Source organism: Nocardioides sp. NPDC023903, assembly GCF_040639295.1.
Classification (GTDB): domain Bacteria; phylum Actinomycetota; class Actinomycetes; order Propionibacteriales; family Nocardioidaceae; genus Nocardioides.
Genome location: NZ_JBEZZS010000009.1, coordinates 156,623 through 180,506, shown reverse-complemented (window position 1 = coordinate 180,506; position 23,884 = coordinate 156,623). Strand labels below are relative to the sequence as shown.

At 69.3% G+C, this 23,884-nt stretch carries 22 protein-coding genes; 15 read left to right on the top strand and 7 right to left on the bottom strand.

The genetic code is table 11. From position 1 onward, the window contains the following. Positions 1–148: 148 nt before the first annotated feature. A complete protein-coding gene (locus tag AB0F44_RS12795; protein WP_357355897.1) occupies positions 149–508 on the bottom strand; it encodes a VOC family protein in 360 nt (119 codons plus the stop codon). A 114-nt stretch (positions 509–622) separates the two neighbouring features. Here AB0F44_RS12795 and AB0F44_RS12790 point away from each other — a divergent pair, with 114 nt between their 5' ends. Genes AB0F44_RS12790 through AB0F44_RS12760 form a run of 7 tightly spaced genes read left to right on the top strand, consistent with a single transcriptional unit; the run spans position 623 to position 9,499 of the window. Continuing rightward, entirely contained in the window at positions 623–1,222 is a 600-nt protein-coding gene (locus AB0F44_RS12790) for a TetR family transcriptional regulator (RefSeq protein WP_357355895.1), read from the top strand. After that, positions 1,219–2,025: a TIGR03084 family metal-binding protein gene (locus tag AB0F44_RS12785; RefSeq protein WP_357355893.1), complete on the top strand. Its 807-nt coding sequence runs from the start codon at positions 1,219–1,221 to the stop codon at positions 2,023–2,025. The genes AB0F44_RS12790 and AB0F44_RS12785 overlap by 4 nt, the downstream gene beginning before the upstream one ends. After that, entirely contained in the window at positions 2,022–3,713 is a 1,692-nt protein-coding gene (locus AB0F44_RS12780) for an acyclic terpene utilization AtuA family protein (RefSeq protein WP_357355891.1), read from the top strand. Before AB0F44_RS12785 ends, AB0F44_RS12780 begins: the two co-directional genes overlap by 4 nt. Beyond that, the gene (locus AB0F44_RS12775) at positions 3,710–4,843 is read left to right on the top strand and encodes an acyl-CoA dehydrogenase family protein (RefSeq protein ID WP_357355889.1); all 1,134 of its coding nucleotides are present in this window, start codon (positions 3,710–3,712) and stop codon (positions 4,841–4,843) included. Before AB0F44_RS12780 ends, AB0F44_RS12775 begins: the two co-directional genes overlap by 4 nt. Then, positions 4,840–6,411 carry an acyl-CoA carboxylase subunit beta gene (locus tag AB0F44_RS12770; RefSeq protein ID WP_357355887.1) on the top strand — a complete coding sequence of 524 codons (1,572 nt, stop codon included), beginning with the start codon at positions 4,840–4,842 and terminating at the stop codon, positions 6,409–6,411. Before AB0F44_RS12775 ends, AB0F44_RS12770 begins: the two co-directional genes overlap by 4 nt. 5 nt (positions 6,412–6,416) lie before the next feature. Continuing rightward, positions 6,417–8,330: a biotin carboxylase N-terminal domain-containing protein gene (locus tag AB0F44_RS12765; protein ID WP_357355885.1), complete on the top strand. Its 1,914-nt coding sequence runs from the start codon at positions 6,417–6,419 to the stop codon at positions 8,328–8,330. After that, positions 8,327–9,499 carry an acyl-CoA dehydrogenase family protein gene (locus AB0F44_RS12760; RefSeq protein WP_357355883.1) on the top strand — a complete coding sequence of 391 codons (1,173 nt, stop codon included), beginning with the start codon at positions 8,327–8,329 and terminating at the stop codon, positions 9,497–9,499. The genes AB0F44_RS12765 and AB0F44_RS12760 overlap by 4 nt, the downstream gene beginning before the upstream one ends. Positions 9,500–9,562: 63 nt before the next feature. On the opposite strand, the gene AB0F44_RS12755 is transcribed toward AB0F44_RS12760, so the two are convergent. Together AB0F44_RS12755 and AB0F44_RS12750 are read right to left on the bottom strand one after the other, a co-directional pair. Continuing rightward, positions 9,563–10,252: an RDD family protein gene (locus AB0F44_RS12755; RefSeq protein WP_357355881.1), complete on the bottom strand. Its 690-nt coding sequence runs from the start codon at positions 10,250–10,252 to the stop codon at positions 9,563–9,565. 62 nt (positions 10,253–10,314) lie between these two features. After that, positions 10,315–10,875, bottom strand: coding sequence for an RDD family protein (locus AB0F44_RS12750; RefSeq protein WP_357355879.1), 561 nt, complete (start codon positions 10,873–10,875; stop codon positions 10,315–10,317). A gap of 96 nt (positions 10,876–10,971) precedes the next feature. On the opposite strand from AB0F44_RS12750, the gene AB0F44_RS12745 reads away from it, so the two are divergent. Beyond that, on the top strand, positions 10,972–12,108 hold the full coding sequence (locus AB0F44_RS12745) for a YihY/virulence factor BrkB family protein (protein ID WP_357355877.1): 1,137 nt from the start codon (positions 10,972–10,974) through the stop codon (positions 12,106–12,108). On the opposite strand, the gene AB0F44_RS12740 is transcribed toward AB0F44_RS12745, so the two are convergent. After that, complete coding sequence (locus tag AB0F44_RS12740; RefSeq protein ID WP_357355875.1) at positions 12,105–12,674, bottom strand: protein-L-isoaspartate O-methyltransferase; 570 nt, start codon at positions 12,672–12,674, stop codon at positions 12,105–12,107. The genes AB0F44_RS12745 and AB0F44_RS12740 overlap by 4 nt on opposite strands. A gap of 198 nt (positions 12,675–12,872) precedes the next feature. Between AB0F44_RS12740 and AB0F44_RS12735 the strand changes: the two genes are divergently transcribed. The 3 genes from AB0F44_RS12735 (at position 12,873) to AB0F44_RS12725 (ending at position 16,576) form a co-directional block, all read left to right on the top strand. After that, positions 12,873–13,640 carry an enoyl-CoA hydratase family protein gene (locus AB0F44_RS12735; RefSeq protein WP_357355873.1) on the top strand — a complete coding sequence of 256 codons (768 nt, stop codon included), beginning with the start codon at positions 12,873–12,875 and terminating at the stop codon, positions 13,638–13,640. Between the two features lie 91 nt (positions 13,641–13,731). Beyond that, positions 13,732–14,253 carry a hypothetical protein gene (locus AB0F44_RS12730; RefSeq protein WP_357355871.1) on the top strand — a complete coding sequence of 174 codons (522 nt, stop codon included), beginning with the start codon at positions 13,732–13,734 and terminating at the stop codon, positions 14,251–14,253. Between the two features lie 133 nt (positions 14,254–14,386). Further along, positions 14,387–16,576: a UvrD-helicase domain-containing protein gene (locus AB0F44_RS12725; protein WP_357355869.1), complete on the top strand. Its 2,190-nt coding sequence runs from the start codon at positions 14,387–14,389 to the stop codon at positions 16,574–16,576. Between the two features lie 57 nt (positions 16,577–16,633). On the opposite strand, the gene AB0F44_RS12720 is transcribed toward AB0F44_RS12725, so the two are convergent. The 3 genes from AB0F44_RS12720 to AB0F44_RS12710 are packed head-to-tail and all read right to left on the bottom strand — an operon-like array spanning position 16,634 to position 18,430. Then, complete coding sequence (locus AB0F44_RS12720) at positions 16,634–17,278, bottom strand: hypothetical protein (protein ID WP_357355867.1); 645 nt, start codon at positions 17,276–17,278, stop codon at positions 16,634–16,636. Positions 17,279–17,318: 40 nt separating this feature from the next. After that, the gene (locus AB0F44_RS12715; protein WP_357355865.1) at positions 17,319–17,933 is read right to left on the bottom strand and encodes a hypothetical protein; all 615 of its coding nucleotides are present in this window, start codon (positions 17,931–17,933) and stop codon (positions 17,319–17,321) included. Further along, positions 17,930–18,430 (bottom strand): SigE family RNA polymerase sigma factor, encoded by a 501-nt coding sequence (locus AB0F44_RS12710; RefSeq protein WP_357355863.1) that lies wholly within the window; start codon positions 18,428–18,430, stop codon positions 17,930–17,932. Before AB0F44_RS12710 ends, AB0F44_RS12715 begins: the two co-directional genes overlap by 4 nt. Before the next feature lie 94 nt (positions 18,431–18,524). Here AB0F44_RS12710 and AB0F44_RS12705 point away from each other — a divergent pair, with 94 nt between their 5' ends. The 4 genes from AB0F44_RS12705 (at position 18,525) to zwf (ending at position 23,884) form a co-directional block, all read left to right on the top strand. Further along, positions 18,525–20,495 (top strand): anthranilate synthase family protein, encoded by a 1,971-nt coding sequence (locus AB0F44_RS12705; protein ID WP_357355861.1) that lies wholly within the window; start codon positions 18,525–18,527, stop codon positions 20,493–20,495. Continuing rightward, positions 20,492–21,079 carry an aminodeoxychorismate/anthranilate synthase component II gene (locus AB0F44_RS12700; protein WP_357355859.1) on the top strand — a complete coding sequence of 196 codons (588 nt, stop codon included), beginning with the start codon at positions 20,492–20,494 and terminating at the stop codon, positions 21,077–21,079. Before AB0F44_RS12705 ends, AB0F44_RS12700 begins: the two co-directional genes overlap by 4 nt. Then, positions 21,076–22,338 carry an anthranilate synthase component I family protein gene (locus AB0F44_RS12695; protein ID WP_357355857.1) on the top strand — a complete coding sequence of 421 codons (1,263 nt, stop codon included), beginning with the start codon at positions 21,076–21,078 and terminating at the stop codon, positions 22,336–22,338. Before AB0F44_RS12700 ends, AB0F44_RS12695 begins: the two co-directional genes overlap by 4 nt. Before the next feature lie 88 nt (positions 22,339–22,426). After that, entirely contained in the window at positions 22,427–23,884 is a 1,458-nt protein-coding gene (zwf, locus tag AB0F44_RS12690; RefSeq protein ID WP_357355855.1) for a glucose-6-phosphate dehydrogenase, read from the top strand.

The window sequence follows — 23,884 nt, the reverse complement described above, 5'->3', positions numbered from 1 at the left end:
CGGCATGCCGAAGACCTCGCCCCAGGGCCCACCCGCCACGCCCCCGATGCGCTCGGCGGTACGCAGCGTCGCCTCGTACCCGACTGGGATGATCGAGTTTCGTCACCCACAACTGCCTTTTCGGCGCGCCATTTGTGCCGACTCGGCGTCAGGCCTTGCAGAGGCAGAACGGGTGGCCGGCGGGATCGAGGAAGACGCGGAAGGACTCGCCGGGCTGGACCTCGTGCTTGGTGGCGCCGAGGGCGAGGGTCGCCGCCTCGGCCTGGTCGAGGTCGTCGACGGTGACGTCGAGATGCGTCTGCTGAGGTACGTCCTGGCCGGGCCACTGCGGAGCTTGGTAGTTGTCGACGCGCTGGAAGTCCAGCGATCCGCCGTCGCCCCAGGCGCTGGCCCAGCCACCGTCGTCGTCGACCTTGGACTCCCATCCGAGGAGCTGTGCGTAGAAGGCGGCCAAGGCTGCCGTGTCGGGACAGTCGATGACCCACTGAGGATTGCGTGCGATAGCCATGGGACCGACGTTACGAGCGGTTCCGGACGTTCCGCTTCCGCCTGTCGTGACGCCATCTCAGAAATATACAGTCAGGGTTGACTGTTTGTTTCTGGCGCGGCAGAGTGCCTGTCTGTGAGCCAGGCCACCCGCGTACCCCAGGAACAGCGCACCCGCGCGATGCGGGCCCGCCTCCTCGACGCCACCGTCGAGCTGTTGGCCGAGCGCGGGTTCGCCGGCACCTCGACCACGCTCGTCTCCCAGCGCGCCGGGGTCTCCCGCGGGGCGCAGCTGCACCACTTCCCGGCCAAGAACGACCTGGTCGTGGCGGCGGTCGAGCACATCACCGAGGCCCGCGGAGAGGCACTGAAGGAGGCTGCCCGCGCGCTTCCGGAGGGCGGGCGGCGTACGCGACAGGTGCTCGCCATGCTCGCCGAGCAGGTCACCTCCCCGGTCTTCGCCGCTGCCCTGGAGCTGTGGGTGGCGGCGCGTACCGACGAGCAGCTGGCCGCGGCGGTGGGTCCGCTCGAGCAGCGCATCGGCCGCGAGCTCCACCGGGCCACGATCGAGCTGCTCGACGTGGACGAGAAGAAGCCCGGGGTGCGCGAGCTCGTGCAGGCCACGCTCGATCTGGTCCGCGGCCTGGGTCTGGCTGACACGATTACCGACGACGCCGCCCGACGCGAGCGGATCCTCGACCACTGGGCCGAGGTTCTGGAAAGAGAGCTGCGATGAGTCTGCTGGATTCACTTCTCGAGGACCTCTCCATGGAGGGGTTCGAGCTACGCCAGGTGGTGGCGGGCCTGAGCGAGGCGGGCTGGCGCGAGCCGACGCCGGCCGCGGGCTGGGACGTCGCCGCCCAGATCGCCCACCTGGCCTGGACCGACGAGGCCGCGCTCGCCGCGACCGAGTGGGTCGCGGGTGACGCGACCGCCTGGGACGAGCTGGTCACCGAGGCGCTCAAGAACCCCGAGGGCTACGTCGACGAGGCCGCGCTGGCGATGGCCACCATGCCGGCGACGGACCTGTTGGAGCACTGGGACGGCGTACGCGGCGAGCTCGCCGGCGCGCTCGCGAACGTCCCGGACGGGAAGAAGCTGCCCTGGTTCGGGCCGCCGATGTCGCCGGCCTCGATGGCGACCGCGCGGTTCATGGAGACCTGGGCCCACGGGCTGGACGTGCGTGAGGCGCTCGGCCTCACCTACGAGCCCAGCGACCGCATCAAGCACGTCTGCCACCTCGGCACCCGCACCCGCGACTTCTCCTACGGCGTCCACGGTCTGACCCCGCCGAGCGACCCGTTCCGGGTCTCGCTCACTTCGCCGTCCGGTGAGGTCTGGGAGTGGGGGCCCGAGGATGCGGCGCAGAGCGTCCGGGGCCCAGCGTACGACTTCGCGCGCCTCGTCACCCAGCGCATCCACCGCGACGACACCGCGCTGGAGGCGACCGGGGACGACGCCGAGAAGTGGTTGAGCATCGCCCAGGCGTTCGCCGGCCCCGCGGGCTCCGGACGCACCCCGGAAGGGGACGCGCGATGATCACGATCGGCAACTGCTCCGGCTTCTACGGCGACCGGTTCTCGGCGATGCGCGACATGCTCGAAGGCGGTCGGCTCGACGTGCTCACCGGCGACTACCTCGCCGAGCTCACCATGCTCATCCTCGGCAAGGACGCCCTCAAGGACCCGACGACGGGTTACGCCAAGACCTTCCTGCGCCAGGTCGCCGACAGCCTCGACCTCGCCCTGCAGCGAGACGTCAAGATCGTCGCCAACGCCGGCGGTCTCAACCCCGCCGGTCTCGCTCAGGCGATCGAGGCGCTCGGCACCCGGGCGAAGGTCGCCTACGTCGACGGCGACGACCTCCGCGGCCGCCTCGACTCCCACCCCGACGCTCTGACCGCCAACGCCTATCTCGGTGCCTTCGGGATCGCGCACGCGCTCGACTCCGGCGCCGACATCGTCGTCACCGGCCGGGTGACCGACGCGTCGGTCGTCGTCGGACCGGCAATCGCCCACCACGGCTGGAAGCGCGACTCCTACGACGAGCTCGCTGGCGCCGTGGTCGCCGGGCACGTGATCGAGTGCGGCACCCAGGCCACCGGCGGCAACTTCTCCGGGTTCCTGACCATGTCACCGCAGGCTCGGGCGCGGCCGCTGGGCTTCCCCGTCGCCGAGATCGCCGTCGACGGCTCCTCGATCATCACCAAGCAGGACGAGACCGGCGGCACGGTCACCGTCGACACGGTCACCGCGCAGCTGCTCTACGAGATCCAGGGCCCGCTCTACCTCGGCCCCGACGTCACCACCGACCTCACCTCGATCCGGCTCCAAGAGGTTGGCATCGACCGGGTCGCGATCACGGGTGTGACCGGCACCCCGCCGCCGGCGACTCTCAAGGTCGCGGTCAACTCGCTCGGCGGCTACCGCAACTCCGTCGAGTTCGTGCTCACCGGCCCCGACATCGACGCCAAGGCGACCTGGCTGCGTGACCAGCTCGACGCCGAGCTCCCGATCGGACCGGACTACACCTGGTCGACCTACCGCATCCCCGCGCCCGACTCGCCGACCGAGGAGGGAGCCGCCTGCATCCTGCGGCTCTCCGCGCGGGCGGCGGACGCCGACGCGGTCGGCCGTGCGCTGACCGCCCCGGCCATCGAGCTGGCGCTCGCCACCTACCCGGGCTTCCACGTCACCGCGCCCCCGGGACGGCCGTCTCCGTTCGGGATCTACAAGCCTGCGTACGTCCGGCGCGACCGCGCCCCGGAGACCGTCCACCTCCCCGACGGCTCGACCTACGAGGTCCCGGCCCCGTTGGCCTACGCCGAGCCGTCGCCGCAGCGCCCGCAGACGTTCGCGTCCCCGGCATTCGGAGTGGCAGTCGGTTCGCTCCGTTCTGTGCCGCTCGGCGATCTGGTCTATGCGCGCTCGGGGGACAAAGGTGGCGATGCCAACCTCGGGCTCTGGGTGCCGCAAGGGAAGCCGGACGCGGCCGTCGAGTGGCTGTTGCGCACCGTCAATCAGGGGTGGGTGCGGAAGCTGTTGCCGGAGGCCGAAGAGCTGACAATCGACATAACGCCGCTGCCTCACCTGCGTGGCGTGAACATCGTCATCCACGACCTGCTCGGGGAGGGCGTGGCCGCCTCGACGCGGTTCGATCCGCAGGCGAAGGGTCTGGGCGAATGGGCCAGGAGCCGATTTGTCGACATCCCGGGGGAGCTTCTGTGAGCAACGACATGTTCCAGCTGGGCGCCGAGTTCGCCCGCCGTGAGGTCTTCCCTGACCTGCAGGTATGGGAGGACAACCAGGAGATCCCGCGGGAGGTCCACAAGGCCGCCGCCAAGCAGGGTCTGCTCGGGATCGGGTTCCCCGAGGAGGCCGGCGGCGAGGGCGGCGGACTGGCCGACACCGTCGCGGTCACCGAGGGGATGATGTCCGAGGGCGCCTCGTCCGGCCTGCTCGCGGGCCTGTTCACCCACGGGATCGCGCTGCCGCACATCGCCAAGCACGGCTCTCCCCACCTCATCGACACCTACGTGAAGCCGACGCTGGCCGGCGAGAAGATCGGCAGCCTCGCCATCACCGAGCCCGACGGCGGCTCCGACGTCTCCCACCTGCGCACCACAGCGGTCCGCGACGGCGACGAGTTCGTGGTCAACGGCGCCAAGACGTTCATCACCAGCGGCGTACGCGCCGACTTCGTCACCACCGCGGTCCGCACCGGTGGCCCGGGCGCCGGCGGCATCAGTCTGCTCGTGGTCGACAAGGACACTCCCGGATTCACGGTCACCCGCAAGCTGGCCAAGATGGGCTGGCACTGCTCCGACACCGCGGAGCTCGCCTTCGAGGACGTACGCGTCCCCGCAGCCAACCTCGTCGGCGACGAGAACGCCGGCTTCATCTACATCGCCGAGGCATTCGTGACCGAGCGGATCGCCCTGGCCGTACAGGGCTACGGCACCGCCGCCCGCTGCCTGGCGCTCACTGCCGACTTCTGCCGCCAGCGCGAGACCTTCGGCGAGCCCCTGATCAAGCGTCAGGTCGTACGCCACAAGCTGGTCGAGATGCACCGGCAGGTCGAGGTGGCCAAGGCCTACACCCACGCCGTGGTCGCGCGCTACGACCGCGAAGGGTCGACCCAGGCCACGATCGCCGAGGCGGCGCTGGCCAAGCAGACAGCGGTCGAGGCCTGCACCTGGGTCGTCGACCAGGCCGTCCAGCTCCACGGCGGGACGGGATACATGCACGGGACCGAGGTCGAGCGGCACTACCGCGACGCCCGGATCCTGCCGATCGGAGGAGGAGCCACCGAAGTGATGACGGACCTGGCCGCCAAGCTGTTGGGACTGGACCGATGACCGGAAACAGAGAAGCCCTCCTGGAGAAGATCGAGGCCCTCGACGCGGAGCACGCCAAGGCGGCGGCCGGAGGCGGCGAGAAGTACGTCGCCCGCCACAAGGCCCGCGGCAAGCTCCTCGCCCGCGAGCGGATCGAGCTGCTGCTGGACGAGGGCAGCCCGTTCCTGGAGACCCAGCCACTGATCGGCTGGGGCAGCGACTTCCCGGTCGGTGGCTCGATCATCACCGGCATCGGTGTGGTCGAGGGCGTCGAGTGCATGATCGTCGCCAACGACCCCACGGTGAAGGGCGGGGCGCTCAACCCGTACTCCCTCAAGCGCTCCTTCCGGGCGGCCGAGATCGCGGAGAAGAACGGTCTTCCGACGATCAACCTGACCGAGTCCGGCGGCGCCGACCTGCCCACCCAGAAGGACATCTTCATCCCCGGCGGCAAGGGCTTCCGCGACCTCACCCGGTCGTCCGCCCGCAAGCAGCCGACCGTCTCGGTCGTCTTCGGCAACTCGACGGCCGGTGGTGCGTACGTCCCCGGCATGAGCGACTACGTGATCATGGTCAAGGAGGGTGCGAAGGTCTTCCTGGCCGGCCCGCCGCTGGTCAAGATGGCCACCGGCGAGGACACCGACGACGAGTCGCTGGGCGGCGCCGAGATGCACTCGCGTATCTCCGGCTCCTCCGACTTCCTCGCCGTCGACGAGCACGACGCCATCCGGCAGGCGCGGCGCGTCGTGGCCAGGCTCAACTGGCGCAAGCACGGTCCCGAGCCGAAGGCGAGCTACGAGCCCGAGCTCGACCCCGACGGCCTGCTCGACCTGATCCCGACCGACCTCAAGGAGCCCTTCGACCCGCGCGAGGCGATCCTGCGGATCGTCGACGGGACCGGCCCCGACAACGAGGTGGCGTTCGACGAGTTCAAGCCGCTCTACGGATCGAGCCTCTGCGTCGGCTGGGCGCGGCTGCACGGCTACGAGATCGGCATCCTCGCCAACGCCCGCGGCGTACTGATGAGCGAGGAGGCCCAGAAGGCGGCGCAGTTCATCCAGCTCGCCAACCAGAAGGACACCCCGCTGCTGTTCCTGCACAACACCACCGGCTACATGGTCGGCACGGAGTACGAGCAGGGCGGCATCATCAAGCACGGCGCCCTGATGATCAACGCGGTCTCCAACTCCACCGTCCCGCACCTGACCGTGATCATGGGCGCGAGCTACGGCGCCGGCAACTACGGCATGAACGGGCGTGCGTACGACCCCCGCTTCCTGTTCACCTGGCCCTCGGCCAAGTCCGCGGTCATGGGACCGGCCCAGCTCGCCGGCGTGATGGAGATCGTCGCCCGCGAGTCCGCGGAGAAGAAGGGCGAGATCTTCGATGCCGAGGGGTTCAAGGGCGTCAAGGAGATGGTCGAGGGGATGGTCGAGGAGCAGTCGCTGCCGATGTTCCTGAGCGGCCTCGGCTATGACGACGGGGTCATCGACCCGCGCGACACCCGCACCGTCCTCGGCCTCTGCCTCTCCGCCATCGCCACCCGACCGATCGAAGGCGCCATGAACTTCGGCGTCTTCAGGATGTGAGTGCCATGACCATCAGTCGAATCCTCGTCGCCAACCGCGCCGAGATCGCCTCTCGCGTCTTCCGCACCGCCCGGAAGCTCGGCATCGAGACCGTCGCGGTGCACTCCGACGCCGACGCGGACCTGCCGTTCGTGGCGGAGGCGGATCATGCCGTACGTCTCCCGGGCAACGCTCCCGCCGAGACCTACCTCCGCGCCGACCTCATCATCGAGGCGGCCAAGGTGGCCGGCGCCGATGCAATCCACCCGGGCTACGGGTTCCTGTCGGAGAACGCCGACTTCGCCCGCGCCGTCGAGGCGGCCGGTCTGGTCTGGATCGGACCCGCGCCCGAGTCGATCGAGCAGATGGGCTCCAAGATCGAGGCCAAGAAGATCATGGCCGCCGCCGGGGTTCCGGTACTTGAGGCGCCGGCTTCACCGGTCGAGTCCGACCTGCCCCTGCTGGTCAAAGCCTCCGCAGGCGGGGGTGGGCGCGGCATGCGGATCGTCCGCTCGCTCGCAGCTCTCGGCGCCGAGATCGCCAAGGCCGAGGCCGAGGCCGCGTCCGCCTTCGGGGACGGGACCGTCTTCGTGGAGCCGTACGTCGAGGCCGGCCGCCACGTCGAGGTCCAGGTCGTCGGCGACGGCGCCGGCAACGTCGCGGTCTTCGGCGAGCGCGACTGCTCGGTGCAGCGTCGGCACCAGAAGGTCGTCGAGGAGTCCCCGGCTCCGCTGCTTCCGGATGCGGTCCGGTCGGCGCTCCACGAGGCCGCCAGGAACGCTGCCGCGGCGATCGACTACCGCGGCGCCGGGACCGTCGAGTTCCTCTACGACGCCGCCTCGGAGCGGTTCTGGTTCCTGGAGATGAACACGCGGCTTCAGGTGGAGCACCCGGTGACCGAGCTGGTTCATGGGGTGGATCTGGTGGAGCTGCAGATCGCGGTGGCGGAAGGTGTTGGTTTCGACACGCCTTCGCCTAGCGGCTCCGGCGGCTCAACCAGCGGGCATGCGGTCGAGGTGCGGCTGTATGCAGAGGATCCTTCCGCGGACTATCAGCCGCAGTCGGGGACGTTGACGACGCTCGAGTTTCCCGGCGACGCCCGGGTCGACGCCGGCTACACGTCTGGCTCGGAGGTCAGCACCTTCTACGACGCGATGCTGGCGAAGGTGATCGTGCACGCGCCCACGCGCGACGCGGCGATCCGGCGGCTCATCGGGGTGCTGCGTACGGCCAAGATCCACGGCCTGGTGACCAACCGGGAGCAGCTGATCGGGATCCTCGGGTCCGAGGCGTTCCGCAGCGGCGAGGTCACCACCGCTCTGCTCGCGAAAGAGAATCTTCTTTCAACGGTCGACGACCCTGGTGCCGCCGTCGCGGCGGCGGTCGCGCTGGCCGAAGGGACCCGTCGCCCGGGGCTCCCGGTTGCCTGGCGCAACGTCACCAGCCAGCCACAGCGGACGGTCTTCGAAGATGACTCCGAGGACGGTCTCGTCATGGAGTGGTACGGCACCCGCGACGGCTACCGCATCGACGGCTTCGAGGTCATCGATGCAGGTCAGACGGGGCCCTACGAATACGGGGTTGTGCTCGAGAAGGACGGCCTGCGCACGACGTATGAGATCGCCGTCGACGGCGACCGGATCGACGTCGACTCATCGTTCGGCCACACCGCGCTGCGGAAGCGTCCGAGGTTCACCGACCCCGCTACCCAGACCCAGCCCGGAAGCCTGCTGGCGCCGATGCCGGGGTCGGTCGTCAGCGTGCTCGCCGAGTCCGGCAGCAGCGTCACGGAGGGCCAGCCGCTGCTGGTCCTGGAGGCGATGAAGATGCAGCACACGGTGACCGCGCCCACCGACGGCGTACTCACTCAGATCAACGTCAAACCAGGAACCCAGGTCGCCGCCGGCGAGGTGCTGGCCGTCGTAGAGGAGACAGCATGACCACCACCACCGCATTCACTGAGCCCGAGGAGCGGACCGCGCTGCGGGAGGCGGTGGCGAAGCTGGCCGGCAAGTACGGCCACGACTTCGTCGCCAAGCAGGCCCGCGAGGGCGGCAAGATGACCGAGATGTGGCTCGAGATGGGCCGCAACGGGTTCCTCGGCGTCAACATCGCCGAGGAGTACGGCGGTGGTGGCGGTGGCATGAGCGACTTGGCCGCCGTGCTCGAGGAGGCCGCGACCGCCGGCGCTCCGCTGCTGATGATGGTCGTCAGCCCGGCGATCTGCGGCAGCATCATCGGCCGCTGCGGCACCGACGAGCAGAAGAAGCGCTGGCTGCCCGCGATCGCCGACGGGAGCCTGCTGATGGCCTTCGGGATCACCGAGGCCGACGCCGGCTCCAACTCCCACAAGATCACCACCACCGCCAAGCGCGACGGCGACAGCTGGGTGCTCAACGGCCAGAAGACCTTCATCTCCGGTGTCGACGAGGCCGACTCGGTCCTCATCGTCGCGCGGACAGAGGATGCCAAGACGGGCAAGCTCAAGCCCGCGCTCTTCGTGGTCCCGACCGACTCGGAGGGCTTCACCAAGCAGGTCATCCCGATGGCCTGGGAGGCGCCGGAGAAGCAGTTCACCCTCTTCATCGACGACGTACGTCTCCCCGCCGACGCCCTCGTCGGCGACGAGGACGGCGGCATCTGGCAGCTCTTCGCCGGCCTCAACCCCGAGCGCATCATGGGCGCCGCCCTCTCCTGTGGGATGGCACGCTTCGCGCTCGCAAAGGCGGTCGAGTACGCCGGGTCCCGGTCGGTCTGGAAGGACGCCCCGATCGGCTCCCACCAGGGCATCGCCCACCCGCTCGCGAAGGTCAAGATCGAGCTGGAGCAGGCTCGCCTGCTGTGGCAGAAGGCCGCCGCGCTCTACGACGCCGGCGACGACGCCGGTGCCGGGGAGTACGCCAACATGGCCAAGTACGCCGCCGGCGAGGTCGCCTGCAACGCCACCGATGCCGCGGTCCACACCCACGGTGGCAACGGCCTGACGGTCGAGTACGGCCTGGCCAACCAGCTCGTCGCCGCCCGCCTGGGCCGGATCGCCCCGGTCAGCCGCGAGATGATTCTCAACTACATCGCCATGCACACCCTGGGACTCCCGAAGTCCTACTGAGCACGGCGAAATGAGTACAGGGCCGGTCGCGGGAGCGACCGGCCCTGTTGCGTACGTCTGTCTCTACTTCTTCGGCTCGATGATCACGATGGTGCTGAGGATCTTGTCGGCGAAGGTCTGACGCTTGTCGTCCCACAGCGGCCACAGGTAGCCGATGTAGCAGGCGAGCTGGTCGAGGTAGTGGACGAAGAAGCGCCCGATCGAGAACCAGGTGCCGAGGACCTGACCGTCGGCCTCCTTGACGACCTTGATGCCGAGGACGCCCTTGCCGATCGAGTAGCCCGTCTTGCCCTGCTTCAGGCCGTAGTTCCAGAACAGGTAGGCCAGGGACACGAGGAAGCCGATGAACATGAGGAGCCCGCCGATGGCCATGAGCGCCCCGTTGGGCTCGCCGGCGTCCGTGTACATGCCGGTGTTCGGGTCATACTCCGAGACACCACCCGCGGCGGCTCCGCCGATGAGCAGGCCGTAGCCGATCCAGAACGGGATCATGGCCACCGCGCCGACGAGTCCGTCGATGATGAAGGCACCCGCGCGTGCGCCCCAGGAGGCGTACGGCGGGGTCGGGGCGCCATAGCCGTAGCCGGCCGGGGCGGCGCCGTAGCCGGGAGCGGCAGGCGCGCCGTAGCCCTGCGCGGGAGGCGGCGGCGGAGCGCTGGGCTGGCCGTAGGCCGGCGCGGGCGGGGGAGTCGGCGGCAGGGGCTGGCCGGAGGGGTCCTGCGGGGCGCCAGGAGGCGGGCCGTAGTTAGACATGGGCCCGAGTATGGCCACAACTCAACGTAAATGTCAGCGCACACGCCCTGAGCCAACTGTGGCTAAGACCGCGGTTCCACCACGACCAGCGTCCCGACGATCTTGTCGGCGAAGGTCTGACGCTTGTCGTCCCACAGGGGCCACAGATAACCGATGAAGCAGAACGCGTCGAGGACGTGGAGCAGTTGCCGCACCAACGCCATCGGGACGCCGGTCGTCGCCTGTGGCTCTTTGCGGACCAGCTTGATCCCGAGGACGCCCTTGCCGATGGTGTAGCCGGTGCGGCCCTGCTTGAGGACGTGGTTCCAGACGGCGAAGCCGATGAACCCGAACCAGCCGACCAGGGTGACCAGGAGGCCGAAGATGGTGACGAAGAAGCCGGACTCCTGCGACAACCCGCCGCCCACGCCGGCGACCAGATAGAACGGAATCAGCAGGGCGGCGTCGATCAGCGCACCGCCGGCCCGGCGACCCCAGGTCGCCAGCGGAGGGCCGGTGGGGACGTACGACTGCTGTGCCCACGGCGGGGCCTGGGGCTGCTCGCCCGGTCCACGAGTGGGGTCCTGCGGTGCGCCTGGCGGCGGCCCGGGCGGCGGGCCGAAGTTCGACATCTGGTGGGTCATCTCCTCGAGTGTGCTGGCCTGCTGACCTGGCCGACGTTCAATCTATCGGGTCAAACAGGGGTTAGCCTGACCCTTATGGCTGGAGCGGCGACGGCAATGGATCGGGCTCAGCGCCGGTTCCCGCCGGTCGCGTTCCCGCTGGCTGTCGTCTACAAGTTCTACGAGGACCAGGGCAACAACCTCGCCGCCATCATCACCTACTACGCCTTCGTGGCTGTCTTCCCGATCCTGCTGCTCGCCTCCTCGATCCTCGGTTTCGTGCTGGAGGGCAACCCGAGCCTGCAGGAGGCGGTGCTCGACACCGCCCTGGCGCAGTTCCCGATCATCGGTGACCAGCTCGGCCGCAAGGAGCTCACCGGCTCGACCGGCGCGATCGTCATCGGTGGTATCACCGCCCTCTACGGTGCGCTCGGCCTGGGCCTCTCGCTGCAGAACGCTGTGAACACCGCCTGGTCGGTGCCGCGCAACAGCCGCCCCAACCCGATCCTCCTGCGAGTGCGGGCGCTGCTCATGCTCGCCGCCGGCGGACTGGCCATCCTCTCGGTGACCGCGCTGTCCCTGCTGCTGAGCCGCACCGATTTCCTCGGTTTCAAGGCGGTCGATGTCGGCTACTGGCTGGTGATCCTCGGCACCGTCGTGATCGTCACCGGCATGCTCTGCGTCGTCTTCCGGATGGCCACCACCCGCGACCACGCCCTCGGGCACGCCCTCCCGGGCGCGTTCACGTTCGCGATGCTGTGGCAGGTGCTGCAGTACTCCGGCGCGGAGTTCGTCCAGCACGTGCTCGCCGCCACCCGCGGCATGAACCAGACCTTCGCGCTGGTCCTCGGTCTGGTCGCCTTCCTCTACATCGCGGCGCTGATGGTGGTGATCTCGATCGAGGTCAACGTCGTCTTCGCCCGTCACCTGTGGCCGCGCGCGCTGCTGACTCTCTTCACCGACGACGTCGAGCTGACCGAGGCCGACCGCCGCGCCTACGCGAGCTATGCCCTGATGCAGCGTCACAAGGGCTTCGAGACGGTCGCGGTCACCTTCGACGGTCCGGACGGCGACAGCCACGAGATCGTCATGGACCCCTCCTGGCTCCGCAAGACCGCGAGTCGGATCCGTCGCCACGACGAGTTCAGCCGGCCGCTGCCGCCGACCAAGCCACCGCCTCCGGTGCCGCCCGGCCAACTGCGCGCGGTGCCGCGTCCCGACGAGGACGAGTCGAAGCGGCGTACGAGCTCTTAGAGCTTCCTCCGCAACGGCACGAAGCGATACCAGCCGTGCCTGCTGAGTCGCGCCGGGCCCGTCGCGTTCCGCTCCACCAGCATCATCAGGCCGGCGACCGGGACCACCATCCGCCCGGGCGCGGCGAGCTGGTCCATCAGCTCGCGCGGCAGGGCCTCGGCCTCGGCGGAGACGAGGATGCGATCGTACGCAGCCTCCCCTGGCCACCCGAGGACCCCGGGCTTCGCCTTCTCGATGCGGGCCCACGGCTGGTCGGTCACGGCCAGGTTCCGGCGGCCGAACCTGACCAGGGAGGGCTCCAGCTCGACCCCGATGACGCTGCCCTCAGGACCGGTCAGGTGGGCGAGCAGCGCGGTGGTCCAGCCCGATCCGGAGCCGACGTCGAGCACCTTGTCACCTGGTGCGACCTCGAGAAGATGGAGCATGTCCGCCACCGTCCGCGGCTGCGAGTTGGTCTGCCCGTGGCCGATGGGAAGCGGCTCGTCGAAGCCCGCGAAGCCCCGCTCCTCGGGAGGAAGGAAGCCCTCCCGGGGGATGGCGGAAAACGCATCGAGGACCGCGTCCACCCCTCCAGTCAAGCACCCTGAGAGCGCATTCGGGAACCCGGATGCGCCGGCCGGGCGCCGCCCAGTACGCGCGCTCGCGGCGTTGTCGTCGGTCGACGGCCAACACCGGGCCGCCTCCCTCCTCCGCCTTGCGATCGCACGCACTGGACAACGCCCGACTCGACGCCGGATTCCCGAACACGCTCTAAGGTCTGCCCCATGACTGAGTCGCCTGAAACCACTGCTGAACTCGTCCACCTCGACGTCGCCGATGGTGTCGCCACCATCACCCTCGACTCGCCGGCCAACCGCAACGCGCTCTCCCGCCAGTTGGTCACCGAGCTGTTCGAGGCGCTGCACGCCGCCGACAAGGACACCTCCGTCAAGGCTGTCGTGCTCCAGGCCACGGGCACCGTCTTCTGCTCCGGCGCCGACCTTTCCGAGGCCGCGACGGTGCCGATGGAGGAAGGGACCCGCGGGATCGTACGTCTCCAGCGCACCATCGTCGCCCTGACCAAGCCCGTCGTGGCGAAGGTCCAGGGACCCGTACGCGCCGGTGGTCTCGGGCTCGTCGCCGCCGCCGACATCGCGATCGCCGCCGACACCGTCTCGTTCGCGCTCACCGAGGTCCGGCTCGGCCTGGCCCCCGCCGCGATCTCCCTCTCGATCCTGCCCCGGATCGACGCCCGCGCCGCCTCCCGCTACTTCCTCACCGGCGACAAGTTCGACGCTGCCGAGGCGGCCCGCATCGGCATCCTGACCGCCGCCGTCCCCGCCGCCTCGCTCGACGACGAGGTCGCCGCCATCACCGCCTCCCTGCTCGAGGGCTCCCCCCAGGGCCTGCGCGAGACCAAGCGCCTCATGGTCCGCGGCCTGGTCGAGCACATCGACGCCGGAGGTGAGGAGATGGCCGCGCTCTCTGCCCGCCTCTTCGGCTCCGACGAGGCCCGCGAGGCGATGACGGCTTTCCTGAGCCGCAAGAAGTAGTGCAAGCGAGGCGACTGTGACTTGTGGAAATTCCGGCGCCCGAGAGTGTGCGCGAGGCTAGGCTCCGCTTCCTCCTTGGAAGGAAGTAGAGATGGTCAAGGTCCTGTCGGGCGCGGTTTTCCTGGTCGTGGTCGCCGGGGTCCTCTGGGTGATCAACCCCTTTGGCGGCGATGACGAAGGCTTCGTATGGTCGCCGGAGCCGGAGGTGTCCGTTGCGCCTCCGACGGCGACGCCGGACGGCAGCGAGGTCGTCGCTCGTTGGGAGAGCGCGGACGCACGTGAGCTGCTCGACCCGGCCGGCCACACGATCGAGTTCACCACCACGCTCGACAACTTTCGGGTGGAGTTCGGTTGCGACTTCGAGATTCCGGGCGATCTGCACGTCTACATGTCGGCCGATGGATGGGACCAGGAGAGCGCCGGCTGGTGCACCGAGCCGCGGGCGAACTACCACGGCAACGGTGCTGAGTCGGTCGTGCTCGGCGGACCGGGGAAACACAAGATCACGTTGCGGGCGCTGCACAAGGACGGATCGCCGTACGTCCCCGCCGACGGCACGATCGAGATCAACCTGGCGGTCATCGACCACGTCGAGGGCTGGGTCGGCGGCTAGCCGGTTCGCCACGGTGGTCGACTGGCGGCACCGCTGCCCCCGTAGCACCACGTCGGGGGTAGAGTTGTCTCCTTGCCGTGCGCCATGGGGGGCGCACGGCGGGTGTGAATCTTTGTGACGGGGGAACATCCAGTTGAACGACAAGCTGGCTGAGCGCGAGATCGCTCAGGAGCAGGGGTTCGTAGATCGTGTCTACCTCCAGCTGGGGGAGTCGGCGCGCGCTGCGCACGAGCTGGCCAACGAGGGCCGCGAACGTGGGGCCCTGGGGCATGAGGGCGGTCTGGTGGAGCGCGACGCGTTCGCCTTCCAGGCTGCGCGACGCATCGCGCAGCTCGACGCTGCCCACGAGGGGCTGGTCTTCGGCCGCCTCGACCTCGATCCGTCGGTCGACACCGAGCCGCGCTACGTCGGCCGCATCGGTCTGCGCGACGCCGAGCGTGACTCGCTGCTGATCGACTGGCGAGCGCCGGCGGCCGCGGTGTTCTACCAGGCCACGGCGGTCGAGCCGCGGTCGGTGATCCGGCGGCGGGTGCTCCGGTCCGAGGGGCAGAGCGTCATCGGTGTCGAGGACGAGCTGCTCGACGCCGAGGCGCTGGAGCGCACCGGTGCCGACCTGCCGATCGTCGGCGAGGGCGCCCTGATCGCCCAGCTCAGCCGCGCCCGCGACCGCACGATGCACTCCATCGTCGCGACCATCCAGGCCGAGCAGGACAAGGCCATCCGCGCGCCCGGCAAGGGCGTCACGACCATCTCCGGTGGTCCGGGCGTGGGCAAGACCGTGGTGGCTCTCCACCGGGCCGCCTACCTGCTCTATACCGAGCGTCGGCGCTACGAGTCCGGTGGCGTGCTCATCGTCGGGCCGTCGGGCGTCTTCATGCGCTACATCGAACGCGTCCTGCCGAGCCTCGGTGAGACCGCGGTGGCGCTGCGCTCGCTGGGTGAGGTCGTGGACGGCGTACGCGCGACCTGGCACAACGACCCCGCCGTCGCCGACGTGAAGGGCTCGGTACGGATGGCCGAGGTGCTGCGCCGTGCCTCGCGCCAGCAGGCGCCGGGCTCCCCGCGCGAGTTCAAGGTCTTCTACCGCGACGACTCGCTGCGGCTGGACGGCAAGCGCCTCGGTGAGCTGCGGCGACAGCTGATGAGCCAGGGTCGGCGCAACCAGCAGCTGCGTCGCGTACCTCAGATGCTTCTCGACATCCTCTGGCGTCAGGTACGCGGCGAGCGCGGCCGCGAGCGAGGTCGCGAGGTCTTCAACGACGAGATGCTCGACAACCCCGCCTTCCTGGAGTTCGCCGCCGCCTGGTGGCCGGCACTGGAGGCGCGTGAGGTGCTCGGCTGGCTCCGCGAGCCGGAGTTCCTCGCTCGCGTCTCCGAGGGAGTCCTGACGTACGACGAGCAGCAGCTGCTCCTCAAGTCGTGGGCCGGTCGCGGCCTGACCGACGCCGACCTGGCCATCGAGGACATTCCGCTGCTCGACGAGCTCCGCTACGCGATCGGCGACATCCCCGAGCAGGTCGCCGATGAGCGGGACGCCGACCAGAGCGGCATCGACATCGCCGAGCTGATGACCGCCTCCGACCGCGAGTTCTCCTCGGGCCGGGGCTGGCGCCCGCCGACGTACCGGATCGACGACGACCCGTTCGCCCACATCCTCATCGACGAGGCCCAGGACCTCACCCCGATGCAGTGGCGGATGGTCGGTCGCAGGGGACGTACGGCCTCGTGGACCATCGTCGGCGACCCCGCCCAGTCCTCGTGGCCGGTGGCGGAGGAGGCCGACGCAGCCCGCGCCAAGGCGCTTGAGGGCAAGCCGGTCCACGCGTTCCACCTGTCCACGAACTACCGCAACTCGGCCGAGATCTACGACTTCGCCGCGGCCTACGCCGAGCGGGTCGGGCTCAACGCCGACCTGCCCACCGCAGTCCGCTCCACCGGCGTCGAGCCGCGGGTCATCGAGCACTCGGTCGACCTGGAGAAGGCCACCCGGGAGGCGGTCGGCGAGATCGCGTCGCAGGTCAGCGGCACCGTCGGCATCGTGGTCCCGGTCGCGCGCCGCTCCGACGTTAACGCGTGGCTCGCGTCCTGGTCGGAGTTCGCGGCCGACGCGCCCAGCGCTGCCGCCTCTGCCGCCGACCCGACCTCGGTGCCCTCCGGCGAGGACCGCATCGTCGTCCTCACCGGCCTGGACACCAAGGGCCTCGAGTTCGACGGCATCGTCGTGGTCCGCCCCGACGAGATCGAGCGCGAGTCGGCCACCGGCCGCGCCACGCTCTACGTCGTCCTCACCCGCGCGACCCAGCTGCTGACCACCGTCTCCTGACGACCCATCGCCGAGTCGGCGCGTTAGAACGCGCCGACTCGGCGATGGCGGGGATGACTAGAGGGCTGTGATCCAGGAGTGGTCGGGCAAGGTCTGCTCGAGCGCGCGCCGCAGCCAGCGACGCCGGCGGTCGTCGAGCAGCGGCATTGTGTTGTCGAAGTCGAACTGGTCCTTCGCGCGGAGCCCTGGGGCCTTGTAGAGGAGCTGGATTTCGGGCTGGAGATAACGAATCCCGTCGCGCTCCCAGACCGCCTCGGACATCGGCATCCGGATCGACTCCTCACGCCGATAGACCCACTCATCGGCGGTGCCGGGGTTGAGTAGCAGGTCGTACTCCCACGGATCCTGAGCGCTCCGCCGCGTCCAGACTTGGCCCTCGGTCTCCCAGAGGACATCGTCTGCGGCGCCGTCGGGATCGTCGTCCGGGAGTAGCGGACGCAGCGCCGTGGTGCCTGCGGCCCATACGTCGAAGCGCCCCGCCAGATGCTTGCGCAGCACGGCGAGATCACTGCGGAGCACGCAGGTGTCGGTGTCCTCGTGCTCACGACGTACGCCGGTGAATGCCTCGATCGCCCAACCACCCGCGACCCACCAGGTGCCGGGATAGCCCTCGAAGAGGGCGGCCACGTCGGCCGGGCTGCGCGTCGCCCAGTGCCCGTAGAGCCGCTCGAACTCGTCGTTGCTCAGATCGTTGACGCCCACCCGCGCAGCCTAGCTGCGCGGGTGGGCGGCGGGATGGGAGTCAGCCGTGGGACGGCTTGGCGTCGGCGGTGACCTCGACGCCCTCGGCGAACTCGACGAGCTGCTCGTCGGTGAGGTGGATGGTGCTCCACATCTGGATGACGACGGTGAAGTCGCGGTAGGCGTACTTGAGCATCGTCGCGCCGTCGGGGGTGGTGACGAGGGTGGCGGGTTTGCCGCCGACGGTGGTGTTGGCCGGGTCCTGGGTTCCCGATGCCGTCGTCTCCAGGGTCACCACGATCTTGTCCCGGAAGTCGCTGACCGTGGTGTCGTCGTCGGGACGGGCGACGGCGAGGACGTACTGGTCGGATCCCTGCAGCACGAACCCCTCGGGCACCTTCGCCACGGTGAAGCCGGGCATCTGGGTGCCGTCGTAGTCGACCAGACGTACGTTGTCGCCAGCCTGCGCAATCGGCGCGACCTCGTTGCCGGAGGTCAGCGCGATCCCGCCGAAGGCGCCACCGACCGCGAGGGTCAGCGCGGCGCCGCCGAGAGCGGCGCGCTTGATCCGGCGCCGGGAGAGCGCCTTGTGACCACGGCGGAGGTCGGCAGCGGGATCTTCGGTGGTCACCGGGGACGGGGTCAGGCGGGCGAGGCGGTCGATCACGTCGTTCATCGGGAGTCTCCTGTCAGTTGGGTGGGGGTGAGCAGCGCCCGGAGCTTGTCCAGGCCGCGTGCGGTCTGGGACTTCACGGTTCCGGTCGAGCAGCTGAGTGCGTCGGCGACCTCCTCGACGGAGAGGTCGTGGACATGGCGGAGTACGACGGCCGCGCGCTGGCGGGGCGGGAGCTCGGCCAGCGCCGCGACCAGCTCGGGATCGACCATCGCCGGATCTTCGACCGGTGCCTCGGGCAGCGAGGCCGCGCCGTGCTCGCGCCGGAAGAACGGGCGCCTGGTGTGGTCGGTCAGGCAGTTGACCAGGGTGCGACGAGCGTACGCAGCGGGATGCTGGGACGCTCGCCCCCAGGCCAGATAGACCTTGACCAGGGTCGACTGGACCAGATCCTCGGCCAGGTGGGCGTCGCCGGCGGTCAGCAGCCGGGCAGTGCCGACGAGCGGAGCTCGGTGGCGGCGTACGAAGGCCTCGAATTCGGCGTCTTGGGAACGTCTCACGCACTGTCAACGGATTCGGGGCACCGTGGGGTTGCACGGGCCCACCATCCGAATCGAATGGGTCACGCGTCAGCGCGCGGATTAGGCTCATCCCATGACAAGCCACATTGCCTCGGGCTCCGCTTCGGCGGACAACAGCCCCGCCCGGACCGCGATCGAGGAGATCACGGGGCACGAGGCGTGGGCGATCATCCGACGCTCCTCGCGGGCGGGTGACCGGGACACGGTCGGCATGCTGGCGGGCACGCGGTCCGTGGTCGAGTCGCTGCTCGACGTACCTCTCGAGGAGGGCACCCCGGAGCCGGGGAAGGTCGCCGACCGGCTGCTCGCGGTGCCGTTCCGGCAGGTGAGCGAGCGGGGCTTCGAGGCCCACGACGACGGCACCCCGCTGGTGGTCGTCGACGTGGAGCGCGAGTGGGAGTTCTCCGTCGCCGAGGTGATCGAGGCCCTTCCCGACGTCCCCGTGGAGTTCGTGGACCGCGGTGGTTTCGACGTGGACGACGACACCTACGCCGACCTGGTCAAGACCGTCATCGAGGACGAGATCGGCCAGGGCGAGGGCGCCAACTTCGTGATCGGCCGCCACTACCGCGCCCAGCTCGACGACTGGAACCACGACCGCGCGCTCACCGTGCTGCGTCGTCTTCTGGAGCGCGAGCGCGGGGCGTACTGGACCTACTGCTTCTTCACCGGCGACCGCTACCTCATCGGCGCCTCGCCGGAGCGGCACGTGAGCGTCCACGGCGGCGACGTCCGGATGAACCCGATCTCCGGTACGTTCCGGCTGCCGCGCGACCTCGAGGGCAGCCCGGAGAAGATCGCCCACGACCTCAAGGGGCAGCTGACCGACTTCCTGAAGGATCAGAAGGAGGTCTACGAGCTCTTCATGGTGGTCGACGAGGAGCTCAAGATGATGTGCGACATCTGCGACCAGGGCGGCCAGGTGCTCGGGCCGTTCCTGAAGCCGATGTCGCGGCTGATCCACACCGAATACCTCCTTGCCGGCCGCTCGGCCCGCGACCCGCGCGAGATCCTGCGCGACACGATGTACGCCGCCACCGTCACCGGCTCGCCGGTGGAGAACGCATGCCGGCTGATCAAGAAGTACGAGCCGGAGGGCCGTGGCTACTACGGCGCCGCTCTCGCGCTGCTCGGCCGTGACGAGTCCGGTGCGCCGACGGTCGATTCGCCGATCGTGATCCGCACTGCCGACGTGTCTGTCGACGGCCGGCTGAAGGTGAGTGCCGGGGCGACGCTGGTGCGCGACTCCGACCCTGTATATGAGGTGGCGGAGACCCACGCCAAGGCTGGCGGGATCCTGTCGGCCTTCGGGCTGGTGCCGGCCGCGCCCGCGCTCGCCCAGGACGTCTCCGAGCTGGTCAACGACGAGGACCTGCTGCTGACCCTGGCCGCCCGCAACCGCCGGCTGTCGTCGTTCTGGCTCACCGACCAGGGCGACGAGGAGCCCTCGGCCCACCTCGCCGGGAAGCACGCCGTGATCCTGGACGGCGAGGACGACTTCGTACGCATGCTGCGCCACGTCCTTCGGGTGCTCGGCATGACCTCGTCGGTCGTCCGGCACGAGGACTACGAGGACGGCGCCTTCGAGGGTGCTGATCTCGTCATCGTCGGGCCCGGACCGGGCGACCCGCGTGACGGAACTGATCCGAAGATGGCCAAGCTGCGCGCTGCGGTGGCTTCTTTGCTGGAGAATGGTCAGCCGTTCCTCGCCGTCTGCCTCGGCCACCAGGCGCTGTGCCACCAGCTCGGGATCGGGCTGCACTACAAGGACATCGTCTTCCAGGGCACCCAGACCCGCGTCGGTCTCGGGTTCGGTGGGCGGCCGCGCCGCGAGCGCGTCGGCTTCTACAACACCTTCGTCGGACGGGTGGGTTCCGCGGAGCTGCCCGCCGGGGTGTCGGTGGATGCCGACCCCGAGACGGGTGACATCCACGCCCTCTCCGGGCCCCACTACGCCGGCATCCAGTTCCACGCGGAGTCGGTCCTCACCGAGCGCGGCTACGACCTCATCCACGACGTCGTCAGCGATCTGCTCGCCCAATGAGCGACGTCGTCGTGGTCGACCACCACGACTCCTACGTGTGGAGCCTCGTCCACATGATCGCGCAGGTCAACGGGGAGATTCCCGACGTCGTCGAGCACGACGAGGTGAAGCTCGGGGACCTCTCTGGATACACCCACGTGGTCCTGTCGCCCGGACCCGGCCACCCGGCCGATCCGGCGGACTTCGCGGTCGGGCGGGACGTACTCCTCGACGCGGGGCGGCCCGTCCTCGGCGTCTGCCTGGGGATGCAAGGGCTGGTGACCGCCTACGGTGGCGTCATCGACCGGATCGAGCCTGCCCACGGTGAGGTGGCCCAGGTGACGCACGACGGGCGGGGGGTCTTCGCGGGCATCCCGTCGCCGGTCGAGGCGGTCCGCTATCACTCCCTGGCGGCCGTCTCGGTCCCCGATGTCCTGGAGGTGACGGCCCGTTCCGAGGACGGGGTCGTGATGGGCATACGTCATCGGCTGCTGCCGCTGGAGGGCGTGCAGTTCCACCCCGAGTCGGTGCTCTCCCAGCACGGGGCGGCGATGGTCGCGAACTTCTTGAACCAGCAGAGCCTGGGTCGACCGGAGCCACGATGAGCGTCGAGGACCTCTTCGCCGAGGTCGCCGCCGCCCATCCTCGCTGCGTCTGGCTCGACGGCGGCGGCGCGCGCGAGTGGTCGGGCACCCGGTCCCTCATCGGCTGGCTGGAGGACGACGACGTCTCGCTGACCTACTCGGCCGCGCGCCGTGAGGTCCTGCGCCACGCCGGGGGCCGCGCCGAGGTCGTCGGCGACGACATCTGGCAGGTCCTGGAGCGTGAGGTCGGCCCGGGGGAGCAGTGGTTCGGCTACCTCGGCTACGCCTGCCGACCCGATCTCCCCGCTGTCCCCTCGGATGATGTTCCGGATGCGGTCTGGCTGCGGCCGTCTCACCTGACGGTCATCGAACACGAACCTGACGGGGATTTCATGGACTTGAAGGGCGTTTCAGCGCCCACCCAGTCCAGGGATACCCGGTCGACCGGGTATCCCACACCGCCGGCGTACCGCGCCGCCTTCGACCAGGTCCAGGAAGCACTGCACGCAGGGGACACCTACGAGGCGAATCTGACCTACCGGACCACGGTCTACGCCGAGGCCGACCCGGTGGAGACCTACCTGCGGCTCAGGAGCATCAACCCCGCCCCGTACGCCGGCTTCCTCCAGCACGACGTCGCCGGCCACGCGGCATGGCTGCTGAGCTCGAGCCCCGAGCGGTACGCTCTGATCGACGCCAACCGCGTGATCGAGACTAGGCCGATCAAGGGCACGACCCCGAGGGGCGCGAACGACGTGGAGGATGCGGCCAACGCGGAGTTGCTGCGTACCGATCCCAAGCTCCGCAGCGAGAACCTGATGATCACCGACCTGCTCCGCAACGATCTGGCGATGGTCTGCGAGCCGGGGACGGTGGAGGTGCCGGACCTGATGAAGGTCGAGTCCTACCCGAGCGTGCACCAGCTCGTCAGCACGGTCAGAGGCCGTCTCCGGGACGAGATCACCACGATCGAGGCGCTGCGCAGGCTCTTCCCCGCCGGGTCGATGACTGGCGCGCCCAAGCTGCGCACGATGGAGGTCATCGAGCGCGCCGAGCGGGACCTGGGCGGGCCGAGGGCGGCGTACGCCGGTGCTTTCGGCTGGATCTCCGGCGACGGACCCGCCGATCTGGGCGTCGTCATCCGGACCCTGACGACTCACGACACCCACACCTGGCAGATCGGCACCGGCGGCGGGATCACGGTCCGATCCGACGTCGCCGGGGAGGCTGCCGAGGCGCGTCTGAAGGCCGATCGGGTGCGCGCTTCCCTCGCCAGATGATCAAACAGGTGAAAAGACGGCGACACGTTGAGACGGCGGCCGTTGTCTATTGGATCGTTCATAAGACGAGGACTACCGTGGACTCATCATGGCGACCATCGACGACAAAGCCCTGCCACATGTGATCGTGCTCTTCGGTGCGACCGGTGATTTGGCGCGCCGCAAACTCCTGCCTGGCCTGCTCAGACTCAACGAGGCCGGGCTGATGACGGACGCCCAGATCGTCGGCACGTCACTGGAGGATATGTCCGACGAGCAGTTCATGGAGTTCGCTCGTGAGGCTTGCGAGGAGTTCGGCAAGGGGGACATCACCGACGAGCGCTGGGAGGCGTTCGGGGGGATGCTCTCCTACGTCTCGACCAAGGAGGGCCCACACGCGCTCGCCGACGCGGTGAAGCTCGCCGAGAAGAAGCTCCAGGGGCTCGGCAGCGACGTGCGCCGCCTCCACTACCTCAGCGTCCCGCCCAAGGCCGCCCAGGACGTGATCCGCCAGCTCGAGGAGGCCGACCTCGTCGAGCGCGCCCGGATCATCATGGAGAAGCCCTTCGGCACCGACCTCGAGTCGGCCAAGGAGCTCAACGCGAAGATCCACGAGGTCTTCTCCGAGGAGCAGATCTTCCGGATCGACCACTTCCTCGGCAAGGAGGCCGCGCAGAACATCCTGGCCTTCCGATTCGCCAACGGACTCTTCGAGCCGATCTGGAACCGCAACTTCATCGACCACGTCCAGATCGACATCCCCGAGACGCTGGGCCTGGAGGGACGGACCGCGTTCTACGAGAGCACCGGCGCCTACCGCGACATGGTCGTGACCCACCTGATGCAGGTGCTGGCGTTCATGGCGATGGAGCCACCGACCTCGCTTGCTCCCGACCCGATCGGCGAGGAGAAGAACAAGGTCTTCCGGTCGATCCAGCCGCTGGACCCGCGCAACGTGGTGCGTGGTCAATACTCCGGCTATCGCGGCAAGAACGAGGTCGCCGACGACTCCGACACCGAGACCTTCATCGCGATGAAGGTGATCATCGACAACTGGCGCTGGGCAGGCGTGCCGTTCTTCCTGCGCACCGGCAAGAAGCTGGCCGAGGGCGCGCGGATCATCTCGATCGCGTTCAAGGAGCCGCCGCTGACGATGTTCCCGGCCAACTCCGGCGCCGGCACCCAGGGCCCCGACCACCTCACCTTCGACCTCGCCGACCAGTCGAAGATGTCACTGTCGTTCTACGGCAAGCGCCCCGGGCCCGGCATGAAGCTGGAGAAGCTCTCCATGCAGTTCGCCACCCAGGAGACGACCTCCTCGACCGGCGTCCTCGAGGCGTACGAACGCCTCATCCACGACGCCATGCGTGGCGATCACACCCTTTTCACCACCGCCGAGGGCATCGAGACGCTCTGGGAGATCTCCCAGCCGCTCCTCGAAAACCCTCCGCCCGTGCGCCTCTACGCTCCCGGCTCCTGGGGACCCAACTCGATCCACCAGCTGATCGCCCCTCACGCCTGGCGCCTCCCCTTCGAGCGCTCCTGGCGCGAGACGAAGAAGCACTAG